Below are 14,400 nucleotides of genomic sequence, written 5' to 3' on the forward strand. Positions count from 1 at the left end.
GTTCAGCCAAAGCCCTACTGCCCACCGGTTTGCCGCTTTTCTATTGTGACGTTCGGGGCCCCCGTGAATGGCACGCTGCGTGCGTGTCGTTGAGTCCGCCCCGTTTCACAACAAGGAGAACGAGCATGCAAGCACGCAAGATGTCGAGCCTGGCCGCGGCCATCGTCGTGGCCACCTGCGCGTGGATCGGCGCGGCGCCCGCGCAGGCCCAGCAGAAAGATCACAGCGCTGTCACCGGCGTCGACAGCCCGATGGAAGGCCCGCGCACGCAGATGCAGCGCAACGCCGACGCCGCCGAGAACCCCGGCTATCACAACAAGGCCATGTCCGGCGCGCAGCCCCAAGCCACGCCCGGCACCCTGAGGCAGAAGGTCCACCGTGCGCATGTGAAGACCGACAAGTGGGTCGACAAGCACGTCACGCACCGCCACGGCAAGGCGACGGCCGAATCGTCGTCGGACCGCGCGTTCTGGTCGCGCCGTGCCAACCAGTGCGATTCGCTCGTCGGCGAAGCGCAGCGCGTCTGCCGTGAGCGGCAGCCGGAAGCGGTCAACGGCCGATAACGCCCGCGCGCGGCTATAAGAAAAAGCCACCGGCTATCGGTGGCTTTTTTCGTTGCGGCCGTCGCGACGTCAGACGATGCCCGTGCCGTAGAACACAGCGATCACGAAGAACACGGCCAGCGTCTTGATCAGCGTGACGCAGAATACGTCGCGATACGCCTCGCGATGGGTGAGGCCCGTCACGGCCAGCAGCGTGATGACGGCGCCGTTGTGCGGGAGGGTGTCCATGCCGCCCGAGGCCATCGACGCCACGCGGTGCAGCACCTCCATCGGAATGCCCGTCGCCTGTGCGGCCTGGATGAACTGGTCGGCCATTGCCGCCAGCGCAATGCTCATGCCGCCCGACGCAGAGCCGGTGATGCCCGCGAGCGTGCTGACCGTCACGGCTTCATTGACGAGCGGATTCGGAATCGCACGCAGCCCCTCGGCCAGCACCAGGAACCCCGGCAGCGCGGCGATGACGCCGCCGAAGCCGTATTCCGAGGCGGTGTTCATCGCCGCCAGCAGCGCGCCCGAGACCGCGGACTTGCTGCCTTCGGCAAAGCGATCCTTCACGGCGCGAAAGCCGAACACGACCACCACGATGATGCCGATCAGCAGCGCAGCCTCCACGGCCCAGATGGCGGTCAGCTTGTCGGCCTCGACCGTCAGCGGCTTGGGCAGGCCCGGCAGTGCCACCGTGACGACCTTGCCGTACCACGTCGGAATCCAGCGCGTGAACAGCAGGTTCATCACACCCACAAGCACCAGCGGCGACAGCGCGACGAGCGGATGCGCGAGCGCGCCGGTCTCGGCCGTCTCCGGCTCGTTCACCAGCTTGGCGAGGCCGTGGTCATAACCGTGACCATTGCGCAGCGCGACGCGGCGGCGCCATTCGAGATACGCCATGCCCACCACAATGATGAACAGCGCGCCGATGGTGCCCAGCCAGGGCGCCGCCCACGACGTGGTGTGGAAGAACGTGGTCGGGATGATGTTCTGGATCTGCGGCGTGCCCGGCAGCGAGTCCATCGTGAACGAAAACGCGCCCAGCGCGATCGTGCCCGGGATGAGGCGCTTGGGGATGTTGCCCTGGCGGAACATCTCCGCCGCGAACGGGTACACCGCAAACACCACCACGAAGAGCGACACACCGCCGTACGTCAGCAGCGCACACACCAGCACGATGGAAAGCATCGCCCGCTTGGCCCCCACCACACGGATGACCGACGCGACGATCGAGCGCGAAAAACCCGACAGCTCGATCACCTTGCCGAACACGGCGCCCAGCAGGAACACAGGGAAATACAGTTTGACGAAGCCGACCATCTTCTCCATGAAGATGCCGGAGAACACGGGCGCCACGGCCGATGGGTCGGTCAGCAGCACCGCGCCGAGGGCGGCCAGTGGTGCAAACAGGATGACGCTGTAGCCGCGATACGCGGCGAACATCAGAAATGCCAGCGCAGCCAGCACGATGATGACGGACATCGACAATCTCCTCGCATGCTTTTCTTTTTAAGAGCGAAGGATTGTATGTCGCGATGCAACAGATGCCGTTACGCAATCACGCGTATTGAACTGGCCGCAGAACTGGCGTTCGGCCGCGCCGCCGTGCGTCTGCGTGACGCCGGCGTGACAGCTCAGCGATGGTGCCAGCCGCCGTGTCCCCAGTTGCCATGCCCCCAGCCGTGGCCGCCCCAGCCTCGCCCTCCCCAGCCGCGACGGCAGTTCCAGCACCCGCCGCTGCCGATCCACACGCTGCCGTAGACGGGCGCCGGGTAGACGACCGGCCCGTAATACGGATATGGGTCGTACACGGGATACGCCGCCACGGGCGCGACGACGGCCGGCGACACCGGGTTCCCGTAGGCGTCGTAGTACGGCGCAGCCACGCAGCCGGTCAGCAACGCGGCGGCGCCCGCAACGAGCGCCCCCGGCAGGAAGGCGGCAAGGCGACGGCCGCGTTGCAGCGTCGGGATCATGATGTGCTCCATTGAATGCCTATGCATATGTGTTCGACCGCGTTGAACGCTTTCAATTCCGAGGACTTCACCGCCGGGCGCTGCCAATTGCGGCCGGATCACTTACCATGACCGCTTCGCCGTCCGCACGGGGGAGAGAGAGCGCGGCCGGCGATGCCCCACACACACTGGAGGACACATCCATGCAAGCCACGGCAACGCCCAACCCGGGCGATCGTGCAACGGCCCCGGCCATCTCGGCAGCCACTCGACGCAAGGCCATCATTGCCGCCACCATCGGCAACGGTCTTGAATGGTTCGACTTTACGGTCTACAGCTTCTTTGCGGTCATCATTGCCAAGCTGTTCTTCCCCACGGGCAATGACTTCACCTCGTTCATGCTGACCGTCGCCACGTTTGGCGTCGGCTTCTTCATGCGGCCAGTCGGCGCGGTGGTGCTCGGCATCTATGCCGACCGCGTGGGCCGCAAGGCTGCGCTCACGCTCACCATCATGCTGATGGCGCTGGGCACGGCCATCATCGGGCTTGCGCCGACGTACGCGCAGATCGGCATCGGCGCGCCGATCCTCATCGTGATCGCGCGGCTCATCCAGGGCTTCTCGGCCGGCGGTGAAGTGGGCGGCGCCACGGCGTTCCTCATCGAATATGCGCCGGACGAGAAGCGCGGCTACTTCGCGAGCTGGCAGCAGGCGAGCCAGGGCATCTCGTTCATCCTCGGTGCGGCAATGGGCGCGATCGTCACGAATGGCCTGTCGCCCGAGCAGATCGACGCTTGGGGCTGGCGCATTCCGTTCCTGTTCGGGCTGCTGATCGGGCCGGTCGGCATGTACATCCGCTCGCATCTGCACGAGCCGCCCGCCTTCGAGGCGCAGAAGGCGAAGGCCGCCAAGGAGTCGCGTCTGGCGCCGCTGTCGCAGGTGCTGCGCGACCATCCGCGCGAAGTGCTCGGCGGCCTCGGCGTGACGATTCTCTGGACGGTCTGCACGTACACGCTGGTGTTCTACATGCCGACATACGCGAAGCAGCAGCTCGGCCTGCCGCTGGGCGCGACGTTCCAGTCGACGGCGCTGTGCGGCGCGATCATCTTCGTGCTGTGCCCGCTCATGGGCACGCTGTCCGATCGCGTGGGCCGCAAGCGCATGCTGGGCACAGTGGCGCTGGCCATTGCGGTGGCGGCCTATCCGCTCTTCCACTGGCTGAACGTCAACCCGACCGTGCAGACGCTGCTGCAGGTACAGGTGATCCTGGGCGTGCTGCTGGCGGCGTTCACGGGTCCGGCGCCGGCGGTGCTGGCCGAACAGTTCCCGACCGCCGTGCGCTCGACCGGCCTGTCGATTTCGTACAACCTGGCGGTGACGATCTTCGGCGGCTTTGCCCCGCTGATCGTGACGTGGTTGATCGCAACGACCGGCAGCAAGCTGGCACCGTCGTATTACGTGATGGCCGCCGGCATCATCAGCGTCTGTGCACTGGCGCTGATGCACGACCGCACGGGCAAGCCGATCGAGAAGTAACGCTCGCAGATCCAGCTGTGCGCAACGGCCGGTGGCTTACCCCACCGGCCGTTCGTCTTTGGCGGCGAGCAATGCCGCGTTTTCGAGCAGGCGCACACCGGGCGCATCCACGCGCGCTGCGCTCACGAGCGCCGCCGCCACCGACTCCGCCGGCACGGGCCGCCAGGGCCTGGGCACCATCCAGCCGATCGCGCCCGACAGCGATTGCGCAATGCGTTCACCACGGCGCAATTCAGCCCGCTTGCCGAGCAGCAGCGAAGGCCGCACCACCGTGACCGACGCAAAGCCGACCGACAGGATTTCCGCCTCGGCTTCCCCCTTGCAGCGGTTGTAGAACACCCTGGATCGCGCATCGGCGCCCAGCGCGCTCACCAGCAGGAAATGATGGGCGCCAGCCGCAAACGCGCGGCGTGCCAGCTCCGCCGGATACTCGACATCCACGCGCCGGAATGCCGCCTCCGAACCAGCCTGGCGAAGGGTCGTGCCGAGCGCGCAGATGACGATGTCAGCAGCGAGGGCCGGCTGCGCTTCGGGCGCGTCCAGCCGCTCAAAGTCGACGACGTATTCGTGGAGCCGGCCCGGCATCGCGTGCTCGGGTGTCAAGGTTCCGGCGCGGCGTACGAGCGCGGTGACACGGCCGGGCCACGATTGCGCGGCGAGCCGACGCACCACGGCGCGGCCCACCAGCCCGCTTGCGCCGGCGACCAGCACCGACGGTCCGCGCGTTTGCCCGCCGACATGGCCATCGGCTGCCAAGCCTTGCGCAACAAGTGTTTGCGAACGCGACATGATGTTCTCCATGAGCTTCTACCTCGACAACGATGCGGCGCCCGACAGTTCGAGGGCGTGTCTGCCGCCTTCCGCCTGTGCGGTTCCGGGGCGAGAAAGGCTGTCTGAAATGCAAACAAACCCTGTCGATATCAGGTTTTTCCCGGATGCCGGCCCGCAAACGTAGACAGGACAAGTGTCGGCTGCAAGCAACGGCCCGCAAAGCCTTGCAGTTAGGGGATGTGCAACCCTTCGCAACGATGATATAAAACGGGTCGCAGTACAACGCTGTCCAACAAACCTGAAGTGGGGAAATGACATGACGACCAAAGCCGAACTCGTAGCCGCCATTGCCAAAGACGCAGAACTGAGCATCGCCGCCGCTGAGCGCGCACTGAACTCCGCGCTGGAAAACATCAAGAAGACCGTCGCCAAGGGCGGCACCATCACGCTGGTTGGCTTCGGTTCGTTCTCGTCGGGCAAGCGCGCAGCACGCACCGGCCGCAACCCGCGCACTGGCGAAGCCATCAAGATCCCGGCAACCAAGACCGTGAAGTTCACGGCTGGCAAGGGCTTCAAGGACGCCGTGAACAAGAAGAAGTAAGCGTCTTCCACCGTGCCCCGCGGGGCCGGGAGACTTGCAAGGGACCCTGCGGGGTCCTTTTTCTTTTGGCGCGCGGCAAGCTCACGTTGCTGGCCATAGGCTGACCAGATAGCCCGCCGAGGCCATGCGCGCAATGAGCGCATCGCTGCCGCTCGGGGCATCCAGCCAGGCAGCGGCATGCGGCCGCACCTCGATGGTGCCGACCGACAGCGCCCCCTCCACGCAGTACACCAGCCACTGCGCACCCGGATGCGCGACCGGCAATGCGCGGCGTGCGCCTGCCTCCATCGTGATGACCTCGACGTGATGCGCCCAGGCGCCGCGCCTGGTCATCACGTTGAAATCCGACAGCGGCGCGTCAAGCGTGGCATGGATATCGATCTCCCCGGCGAACCGCACGGGTGCATCGCCCGGCTTTAGCGAAACCGTCTCGCCATCTGCGCGATGCATCGTCAGGCGCCCGCCCGCGATCACCGCCAGCGAGCGGTCGATGCCGACAAAGCGCGAGAACGGTCCGGCCACATCGACCTGCGCGGTACTGATGCGCCAGTCGAAGCCGTCCAGCGTCGCACCTGCCGGTGCGATGGCGATTTCGGTCGTAACGCCGCCGCCGTTCTTCCACGGCATGCGGCGCATGGCATCGGCAGAAATCAGCTTCATGGGCGAGACGGGCGACGCAAAAGGTGATACGCCAGACGCGCGGCCACGCGCACGGTGCGGCGGTCCTGGTCGTATTCGGGATTGGTTTCAGCGATGTCCGCCACGCGCACCTTGCCCGTGCCGCAGACGTGCTGCACCAGCGCTTCGAGCACCGGCAGCGTGATGCCGTACGCGGCGGGCGCGGACACACCGGGCGCGACCGCGGCAGCCAGCACGTCCATGTCGATGGTCAGGTAGACATGGTCGGCATCGGCCAGCCACGCATCGAGATCGGCCATGCGCGCATCGAGGTGGCGCTCCTGCACGTCGGTGTCTTCCACGTAGCGCGCGTGCAGCGCATCGGCGCGATCGAACAGCGCGGGCGTATTGGACAGGCGGCTCACCCCGAGGCAGCAGTACGTCAGGTCGATGCCGTGCGCGGCGCAGTCCTCGGCGATCTGGTCGAACGGCGTGCCGGAGTTGCCGGGCCGGCTCGTGCGCAAGTCGAAATGCGCGTCGAAATTGACGATGGCGAGACGGCCGCGCCCGCCTTGCTTCTGCCAATGCCTGCGCAAGCCCTGGTAGGTGCCGAACGCAACTTCATGCCCGCCGCCCAGCACCACCGGGCGCGCGCCCGCATCGAGCAGATGGAAGACGGCATCACCGAGCGCCGCCTGCGCACGTTCCAGATCGCCGTCGTCGCAGGCCACGTCGCCGGCATCGGCCAGGTGCGCGAGTCCGTGTGCTGGCACATTGGCCAGCGCCCGGCGAATTTCGCGCGGGCCTTGCGCGGCACCGGCGCGGCCGTGGTTGCGCACCACGCCCGCGTCGCATGCAAACCCGAGTACGGCAGGCGTGCCCGAGAGCTTTACCGCATCGGCGCGCTGCACGATCTGGAACAGGCGCGTGACGTCGCCACGCTCGCCGGTGTCGTTGCGGCCCTGCCAGACGGAGGCATCGAACGTTGCAGCTGCGGTCATCGTCATGCGCGTGTCAGCACCGCTTGCAGGAACGACCGCGTGCGCGCTTCCTTGGGCTCCCCAAAGATGACCGACGGCGGTCCGGCCTCGACGATGCCGCCGCCATCCATCACCACCACGTCGGCCACCTCGCGCGCGAAACCCATCTCGTGCGTGACGACCAGCATCGTCATGCCTTCCTTGGCAAGCAGCTTCATGACCTGCAGCACCTCGCCCACGAGCTCGGGGTCCAGCGCAGATGTCGGCTCGTCGAACAGCATCACCTTGGGCTGCATCGCCAGTGCGCGCGCGATCGCCACGCGCTGCTTCTGCCCACCGGAGAGGCTCGCGGGCATCGCATCGGCCTTGTGTGCCAGGCCCACTTTCTGCAGCAGTTCACGCGCTTCGGCTTCCGCTTCGCTCTTCGACTTGCCGCGCAGCATGCGCGGGCCGATGGTGACGTTGTGCAGCACCGAAAGATGCGGGAACAGATTGAACGACTGGAACACCATGCCGACCTGCTGGCGCAGGTGGTTCAGTTCGCCATCGGGCAGCATCGTGCCGTTGTCGATCAGACGCTTGCCGCAGATGTCGATGGTGCCGCCTTCGGGCACTTCCAGCCCGTTGCAGCAGCGCAGGAACGTGCTCTTGCCCGAGCCGCTCGGGCCGATCACGACGACCACCTGCGAAGCGTCGACCTCGAAATCGATGCCCTTGAGCACGGGGTGATCGCCGTACGATTTCGTCAGGCCGCGGATCCGGATCATCGGTACGTCCGTCGCCGATTTCAGCGTTGCAGAATTCGTGTTCATTGCACCATGCCTCCTGCACGGATGTTGCGTTCAATCCGGTGCAGCAGATAGCTCGCGGCGCTCGTGAGAACGAGGTACACCAGCGCAATCGCCAGGTACACCTCCAGCGAGCGGTACGACACGCTGATGATCTTCTGCCCCTCGTGCATCAGGTCGTGAATCGTCAGCAGCGACACCAGCGCCGAGTTCTTGATGAGCGCGATGAACTCGTTGCCCAGCGGCGGGATCATCCGCACCACGGCCTGCGGCAGGATGATGGCGCGCATCGCCTGCCCCGACGACATGCCGATCGAACGCGCCGCCTCCATCTGCCCGCGGTCGACCGACTGGATCGCGCCGCGGACGATTTCCGACACATAGGCGCCCGAATACACGCCCAGCCCCAGCACGCCGCACACAAACGCCGGCAGCAGGATGTCGAACTGCGGCAGACCGAAGAACAGCAGGAAGAGCTGCACGAGCAGCGGCGTCCCGCGGATGAACGTCACGTACACCGTGCAGATGCCGTAGACAAAGCGCCGGCGCGGGTTCAACCGGCCGATGCCGACCAGCAGCCCGAGCACGCAGCCGAGCACCAGCGCGGCGGCCGTCACCTCCACGGTGACGAGCGCGCCGTGCAGGATGTCGGCCCACCCCGCCCAGACGGGAGAAAAATCCAGTTCCATCAGCGTGTCCGTCGGTGGTTACTTGGCGGCCGCGCCAAACCATTTCTTGACGATCTGGTCGTACGTGCCGTCGGCCTTGATCTTCTCCAGTGCGGCGTTCAGCGCCTTGGTCAGTTCAGGCTGATCGCGGCGCACGGCGATGCCGTATTCCTCCGTCGTCAGCGCCGGCTCGACCAGGCGCAGGCCCGGGCGCATCTTCACGTAGTACGCGGCGGCGGGACGGCCCGTGACCGCCGCATCGGCACGGCCGATTTCGACGAGATTGAACATCTGCTCGTTCTTCTCGACTTCCACGCGCTCGACCTTCGGGTAGTTCTCCTTCAGGAAGTTGACCGACTTGGTGCCCACCTGCACGCTCACCTTCTTGCCGGCGAGGTCGGCCGGCGTCTTGATGGCGGTGTTGCCCTGCTTGACCATCGCCACCAGGCCGCCGTGGTAGTACGGTTCGGTAAAGTCGACCACCTTCTTGCGCTCGGGCGTGATGTAGATGCCCGAGATGGCCACGTCGAAGCGGCGCGACACCAGGCCCGGCACAAGGCCCTTGAAGTCGATGTCGGTCCATTCGACCGGGCGGCCCATGGTGCGGGCCAGGGCTTCGATCAGGTCGATATCGAAACCGGTGCGCTTGCCGTTTTCAACGAACTCCATCGGCGCGAATGTGGCATCGGTGGCCACGCGCAGCGGCTCGGCGGCGGCGTGGGCAGCGGTGGCGAAAGACACCGCAGCAGACAGCGCCACGGCACAAGCCAGCATCGAATGCATGAACTGACGGCGATTCCCCATGAGTGGTCTCCTTGTGTGGTGCATGTGGGGTGAAAAATCAGGTGTCCTGCAGCCGCGCTGAAATGGACGCAGCCGCAGCAACGGTCATATCGATCAGGCGCTGCTCCTTGCCGCGCACGCGCGTGGCAGGTGCCATCAACGTGATCGAGCCGAGCGCCTGGCCGGGCAGCCGGAACACCGGCACGCTCACGCCCCAGACGCCGGGGTCGACTTCACCTTCGGACAGCGCATAGCCCGCCGCGCGGATCTCGGCGAGTTCGGTCTGCAATTGGGCCTGCTGCTCCGGCTGGCCAGCCAGCAGGTCTGCGAGGATGGCGCGCGACGCGGCGGCCGGCATGAAGGCAAGCAGCGACTTGGCCGAGGCGCCGGCCAGCAGCGGCACGCCGCGCCCCTTTTCGAACGAGCAGCGCAGCGACTGCTGGCTCTCGACCATCTCGAGACAGACCGCCTGGTCCTTGACGGCCACCACCAGCCCGACCGATTCACCGGACTCCGCCACCAGCCTACCCATGCCGATGCGCGCTTCCTGCACGAGATGCGAGGCGTGGTCGAAGCCGAGCGCGAGCTGCAGGCTGATCGGCCCCGGCGCATACGTGCCCGCCGATTCGAGCACGAAGCCCCAGCGCTTGAGCAGCGCCACCTGGCGATACAGCGTGCTCTGCGGCAGCCCCGTCAGTTCGATGAGCTCACGTGCCGCAACGGGCCGGCCATGGCGCGCAATGGTGGCGAGCACCATCAGCACGCGGTCCGCGCCGGCGGCGGGGGGTGCTGAGATCGGCTCGGTCATCGCGGGGCTCCGTCATGTGATGTCGCGACGGAGAATGCGACGGATTTCTCAATCCATCAACGCATCATTCCCACAGAACGAGAAAAATGCTCGAACTCAGTATTTATACCTAGGGAGAATACGTCACATTTCTGTGTGCGCGGCGTGCAGACGGGTTTCGAGAAAGGCGGCGACCGCATGCGCCGACGCCTCACTCCGACATGTTGCGAGCGCGGCGTACAGCGGCGCGGCCAAACCGCTGAGGAAGTCGATCGGTGCCTCCGGACCTTCTGCGATGTAACGCTGCAGCGCAGAGAATGCGCCGGCCTGGCCCAGGCGCCAATCAGCAATGGAGCCCTGCCGCTCATGCCGTGCGGCCACCTGCCTGCCCGGTGCGGGCTTGGGCGGCATCTTGGGCTTGGGGGCATCGTTGACCGGCGCGCGGCTCGCGACGTAACCCTCGGCGAGCAGGCGCGCGAGGTCGTCCGTGACGGGGCCGGCGCCGCTCAACTGCGCGAGGATTTCCGCCGCCGTGCGCTCACCGCCCGCGAGCAGCAGGATCGCCCGCTGCCGGTGCGTGAGGTGTCCGCTGCGCGTTTGCAGCTCCTGCGTGCCGCGCTCCGTGCGCGACAGGATGTGGCTCAGATCCATCGCTCCCCCTGGTTTTGTGTGACGGCCGGATGACGTACCAGTCTAGAAAAAGCCGGTGCGATGCGGGCCGCTACGGCCGCAGGAAGCTCGTCATACCGACTATCATGTGCACGGCATTGCGCTGCGCACGAAATCGGACTTGCAGTGAGCGGTGCTATGCAGCGTGCGGGGCTGCCGCATGCAAGTGCCTGAGTTGAGCGGAAAAAACAAGGCCCTCACGCGGAGGGCCTTGCTTCGGACGGGATGTCGAACCGTGATTCGCTTCAGGCGAAGTTCTTCGCAACGAAGTCCCAGTTAACCAGATTCCAGAACGCCTCGACGTACTTCGGACGGGCGTTGCGGTAGTCGATGTAGTAGGCGTGTTCCCACACATCGCAGGTCAGCAGCGGCTTGGCATCCGTCGTGAGCGGCGTGGCGGCGTTGGAGGTCGACACCAGATCCAGCGTGCCGTCGGCCTTCTTCACCAGCCAGGCCCAGCCCGAACCGAAGGTCGTGACGGCGACCTTGGTGAACTCTTCCTTGAACTTGTCGAAGCTGCCCCACTTGGCGTTGATGGCGTCAGCCAGCGCGCCGGTCGGAGCGCCGCCGCCTTGCGGCTTCATGCAGTTCCAGTAGAACGTGTGGTTCCAGACCTGTGCGGCGTTGTTGAACACACCGCCCGACGACTTCTTGACGATGTCTTCCAGGCTCAGGTTCTCGAACTCGGTGCCCTTGATCAGGTTGTTCAGGTTCGTGACGTAGGTCTGGTGGTGCTTGCCGTAGTGGAACTCCAGCGTTTCCTTGGAGATGTGCGGCGCCAGGGCGTCTTGGGCGTACGGCAGCGGGGGGAGCGTGTGTTCCATTGTTCTTGCCTTCTGTGGGTTGTACAGGTTGGGAGCGACGATTGTAGGAGACTTGCAAAACCCGCGCAAACCGCCTGCCGAATAGTCGGAATACCCGCAAAACACACGCGGAATCGTGCCAAACCGGGCGGTTCCGCTGCGGTCACATGTCGAGCTTGGGCTGTGCCTGGGCGATCTCGATGTCCACGACGCCCTGCGCCAGGCGGGCTTCGACGTGCGCGCGGGCATGGAGCGCATTCGGGTCGCGGATCGCGTGGCCGCGGGTATCGAGCAGCACCGCGTAGCCGCGCTCCAGGGTGCGCTGGGGCGCCAGCAGCTCAAGGCCGGTGTGCTGGCGCGCCAGGCGCTCCCGTGCGCGGGTCAACGTCTCTCGCATGGCGCGTGCCAGCGCGGCTTCTGTCTGGGCGACGGCCGCCCGTTCGCGCGTGGCGTCCGGACGCGCAGCGGCAAGCCGCATGGCCAGCAGACGCCGCACGTGTTCCGCCCGCTGCACGCGGCCACTCAGGGCAGATTGCAGGCGCCGCTGCAGGTTCGCGAGTTGCGCGCGCCGCTCACGCATCTGCGCCTGCGGGCTGCGCAGGCGGCGTGCGAGCCAGTCCACCGTTTGCGCGCGGCGATCCAGCTGGCGGCGGAATTGCGCCGACAGCGCATCCCAGTCGCGCGCGACGTCGCGCAGCATGCGCGCGCGGTCCGGGCTGACCAGCTCGGCGGCGCCGGTGGGCGTGGGCGCGCGCACGTCGGCGACAAAGTCCACGATGGTCACGTCGGTCTCGTGCCCGACGCCTGCCACGATCGGGATGGCCGACGCAGCGACGGCGCGCGCGACCGGCTCTTCGTTGAAGGCCCACAGGTCTTCAATGCTGCCGCCGCCCCGGCACAGGATGACGACATCGACCTCCGCCCGGCCATTGACCCGCTCGAGCATCGCGGCGATCCGCTCGGACGCCCCGGCGCCCTGCACCGGCACCGGATACACCACCACCGGCACATGCGGCGCACGTCGGCGCAGCGTAGTCAGCACGTCGCGCAGGGCCGCCGCCTGCAACGACGTCACCACGCCGATCGCCCGCGGATGCCGGGGCAGCGGCCGCTTGCGGCCCGCATCGAACAAGCCTTGCGCCTCCAGCGCGGCCTTCAGCCGCAGAAACGCTTCATAGAGGTTGCCCAGGCCTGCCCGCCGGATGGCCTCGACGCTCAGTTGCAGCTCGCCGCGCGCCTCGTACAGCGTCACCAGCGCCCGCACTTCGACGGCTTCGCCTTCGCGCGGCGTGAAATCGGCGTACTGGTTGCGCCCCTTGAACATCACGCAGCGAATCTGCGCGCCGGCGTCCTTCAGCGAGAAATACCAGTGCCCGCTCGCCGCGCGCGTGAAGTTCGAGATTTCGCCCCGCACCCAGCCCAGCGGGAAATTGCGTTCGAGCAGTCCGGCAATCCGTCGGTTGACGTCGCTGACGGACAGTACCTCCTGGGCACCCCGATTTGGTGCGACCGGTACGGGCGCGGGCGGCGCGGGCGAGGCAGCCGCAGCGGCAGGTGTGTCCATCCAGAACGGTCGGCGTGAAGACGGCGGCGAGGTCATGAGTGGTGGGAACGGCGCAAAACGATGAGGCTTCGGGGCAACTTCTACCTTGAATAGGGGAGACGAGCGGGGCGAAACGGCAGACCTGTCCACAGCATAGCGCCCTTGTCAAGCTTGACAGAGCCCAGGTGACGCGCTCTATGCATTTTTTCGCAAGCCATTGATTCTTATGGAAAAACGGCCTATGTCAAAATTTCAGCAACGCAAGTAATTTCGTTCTGCGTCAAGCATTTAGCGCAGGCGCCCCAAGGATGTTCACAAAGTTATCCACAGCCTCGCTGGAAAACCGTGGTGACGTGCCCGGGCAGTGGATAAATCGGCCTGGGAAATGCGCCCGACACCCTCGCTCCACCCTGCGACACGTCGGCAACACGCCGCTGCCCAAACTTTAAGCAACGCAAAGAACATCCTTTTGAATCAGTTACTTAAGAATCTTGTCCGGGCAATGTCCACAACCGCTCCACAAGACTGTCCCGGTCCGGTGTGGATTATCCCCCGCGCCCCCTGCTCCGGCCCGCTTTTTTTGCTCGAGTCCCGGCCGCACGCCCCTCTGCCTGTTTTTTAAGCAACCAAGAGAACGCCTTTTCCGATCAAGCACTTAGCTTGCTTGTCCGGGCAATGTCCACAACCCATCCACAAGACTGTCCCGTCGCGTTGTGGATTGTGCGCACCGCTTTCGCGTGACGGCCGCCTGAACGCGAGGCGCGCGTGTCGCAACGCCGCGCCATCGTGTTGCCGAGGCAGTTGCGACGCGCTAGAGTGCTGCCTGTTTTTGCCGCAACGGGCCGCGTTCGGGGACGCGGACGGCAAGAGCTGCAACCGGGCACATCTCCATCGCCCGGATCCCACTCCTTCCACAACGACAAAACGGGTTGTCCAGTGTTTTCCATCATCCAAGCCGCCGGCTGGCCGATCTGGCCGCTGTTGATCGCCTCGGTGCTCGCGCTCGCGCTCATCATCGAACGGTTCATCGCCCTGCAGCGCAAGAAGATCATTCCGCCCAAGGTGTATGACGAGGCGCTGAGCATCGCGCACCAGCGCAAGGCCACGCCGGAAGTGGTGAACACGCTGGAACAGGGCTCCCCGCTGGGCCGCGTGCTGGCCACCGCGCTGCGCCACGTGGTGCTGCATCCGAACACCACCCGCGACGCCGCCAAGGAAGTGGTGGAAGAAGCCGGCCAGAACGTTGCCCACCGCCTGGAGCGCTATCTGAATGCGCTCGGCACGATCGCGTCGGTGGCGCCGCTGATGGGCCTGTTCGGCACCGTGGTCGGCATGATCGAGATCTTCG

16 protein-coding genes are annotated in these 14,400 nt (G+C 66.0%); 4 read left to right on the forward strand and 12 right to left on the reverse strand.

The genetic code is table 11. From position 1 onward, the window contains the following. The first annotated feature begins 125 nt into the window (after positions 1 to 125). Positions 126 to 563, forward strand: coding sequence for a hypothetical protein (locus tag A6M56_RS15125; protein WP_045787554.1), 438 nt, complete (start codon positions 126 to 128; stop codon positions 561 to 563). A 69-nt stretch (positions 564 to 632) separates the two neighbouring features. On the opposite strand, the gene A6M56_RS15130 is transcribed toward A6M56_RS15125, so the two are convergent. Both A6M56_RS15130 and A6M56_RS15135 read right to left on the reverse strand, forming a co-directional pair. Continuing rightward, positions 633 to 2,033: a GntP family permease gene (locus A6M56_RS15130; RefSeq protein WP_062737892.1), complete on the reverse strand. Its 1,401-nt coding sequence runs from the start codon at positions 2,031 to 2,033 to the stop codon at positions 633 to 635. Positions 2,034 to 2,185: 152 nt separating this feature from the next. Further along, positions 2,186 to 2,527 (reverse strand): hypothetical protein, encoded by a 342-nt coding sequence (locus tag A6M56_RS15135; RefSeq protein WP_045787930.1) that lies wholly within the window; start codon positions 2,525 to 2,527, stop codon positions 2,186 to 2,188. 182 nt (positions 2,528 to 2,709) lie between these two features. Between A6M56_RS15135 and A6M56_RS15140 the strand changes: the two genes are divergently transcribed. Continuing rightward, the gene (locus tag A6M56_RS15140; protein WP_045787556.1) at positions 2,710 to 4,041 is read left to right on the forward strand and encodes an MFS transporter; all 1,332 of its coding nucleotides are present in this window, start codon (positions 2,710 to 2,712) and stop codon (positions 4,039 to 4,041) included. A 36-nt stretch (positions 4,042 to 4,077) separates the two neighbouring features. Here A6M56_RS15140 and A6M56_RS15145 read toward each other — a convergent pair whose 3' ends face one another. Further along, positions 4,078 to 4,830: an NAD(P)H-binding protein gene (locus A6M56_RS15145; protein WP_062737981.1), complete on the reverse strand. Its 753-nt coding sequence runs from the start codon at positions 4,828 to 4,830 to the stop codon at positions 4,078 to 4,080. A 298-nt stretch (positions 4,831 to 5,128) separates the two neighbouring features. On the opposite strand from A6M56_RS15145, the gene A6M56_RS15150 reads away from it, so the two are divergent. Continuing rightward, positions 5,129 to 5,413 carry an HU family DNA-binding protein gene (locus tag A6M56_RS15150; RefSeq protein ID WP_045787558.1) on the forward strand — a complete coding sequence of 95 codons (285 nt, stop codon included), beginning with the start codon at positions 5,129 to 5,131 and terminating at the stop codon, positions 5,411 to 5,413. A gap of 81 nt (positions 5,414 to 5,494) precedes the next feature. Here A6M56_RS15150 and A6M56_RS15155 read toward each other — a convergent pair whose 3' ends face one another. The 9 genes from A6M56_RS15155 to xseA all read right to left on the reverse strand — a co-directional run bounded on the left by A6M56_RS15155 (position 5,495) and on the right by xseA (position 13,073). Then, complete coding sequence (locus A6M56_RS15155; protein ID WP_045787559.1) at positions 5,495 to 6,073, reverse strand: HutD/Ves family protein; 579 nt, start codon at positions 6,071 to 6,073, stop codon at positions 5,495 to 5,497. Then, entirely contained in the window at positions 6,070 to 7,038 is a 969-nt protein-coding gene (gene hutG, locus A6M56_RS15160) for a formimidoylglutamase (protein WP_233902596.1), read from the reverse strand. The genes A6M56_RS15155 and hutG overlap by 4 nt, the downstream gene beginning before the upstream one ends. Beyond that, positions 7,035 to 7,823: an amino acid ABC transporter ATP-binding protein gene (locus A6M56_RS15165; protein WP_102080070.1), complete on the reverse strand. Its 789-nt coding sequence runs from the start codon at positions 7,821 to 7,823 to the stop codon at positions 7,035 to 7,037. Before A6M56_RS15165 ends, hutG begins: the two co-directional genes overlap by 4 nt. Beyond that, positions 7,820 to 8,488 carry an amino acid ABC transporter permease gene (locus A6M56_RS15170; RefSeq protein ID WP_045787561.1) on the reverse strand — a complete coding sequence of 223 codons (669 nt, stop codon included), beginning with the start codon at positions 8,486 to 8,488 and terminating at the stop codon, positions 7,820 to 7,822. Before A6M56_RS15170 ends, A6M56_RS15165 begins: the two co-directional genes overlap by 4 nt. An 18-nt stretch (positions 8,489 to 8,506) precedes the next feature. Then, positions 8,507 to 9,271 carry a glutamine ABC transporter substrate-binding protein gene (locus tag A6M56_RS15175; protein ID WP_045787562.1) on the reverse strand — a complete coding sequence of 255 codons (765 nt, stop codon included), beginning with the start codon at positions 9,269 to 9,271 and terminating at the stop codon, positions 8,507 to 8,509. Positions 9,272 to 9,308: 37 nt separating this feature from the next. After that, positions 9,309 to 10,058 carry an IclR family transcriptional regulator gene (locus A6M56_RS15180; RefSeq protein ID WP_045787563.1) on the reverse strand — a complete coding sequence of 250 codons (750 nt, stop codon included), beginning with the start codon at positions 10,056 to 10,058 and terminating at the stop codon, positions 9,309 to 9,311. Between the two features lie 123 nt (positions 10,059 to 10,181). Beyond that, positions 10,182 to 10,688 (reverse strand): hypothetical protein, encoded by a 507-nt coding sequence (locus A6M56_RS15185; protein ID WP_045787564.1) that lies wholly within the window; start codon positions 10,686 to 10,688, stop codon positions 10,182 to 10,184. A 263-nt stretch (positions 10,689 to 10,951) separates the two neighbouring features. After that, on the reverse strand, positions 10,952 to 11,530 hold the full coding sequence (gene sodB, locus A6M56_RS15190) for a superoxide dismutase [Fe] (RefSeq protein WP_045787565.1): 579 nt from the start codon (positions 11,528 to 11,530) through the stop codon (positions 10,952 to 10,954). A gap of 142 nt (positions 11,531 to 11,672) precedes the next feature. After that, positions 11,673 to 13,073 (reverse strand): exodeoxyribonuclease VII large subunit, encoded by a 1,401-nt coding sequence (xseA, locus tag A6M56_RS15195; RefSeq protein ID WP_062737896.1) that lies wholly within the window; start codon positions 13,071 to 13,073, stop codon positions 11,673 to 11,675. 915 nt (positions 13,074 to 13,988) lie between these two features. Between xseA and A6M56_RS15200 the strand changes: the two genes are divergently transcribed. After that, positions 13,989 to 14,400 (forward strand): MotA/TolQ/ExbB proton channel family protein (locus A6M56_RS15200; protein WP_286758213.1); only part of this gene is annotated, 412 nt, incomplete at its 3' end.

The organism is Ralstonia sp. RL (genome assembly GCF_001683835.1).
Lineage (GTDB): Bacteria > Pseudomonadota > Gammaproteobacteria > Burkholderiales > Burkholderiaceae > Ralstonia > Ralstonia mannitolilytica.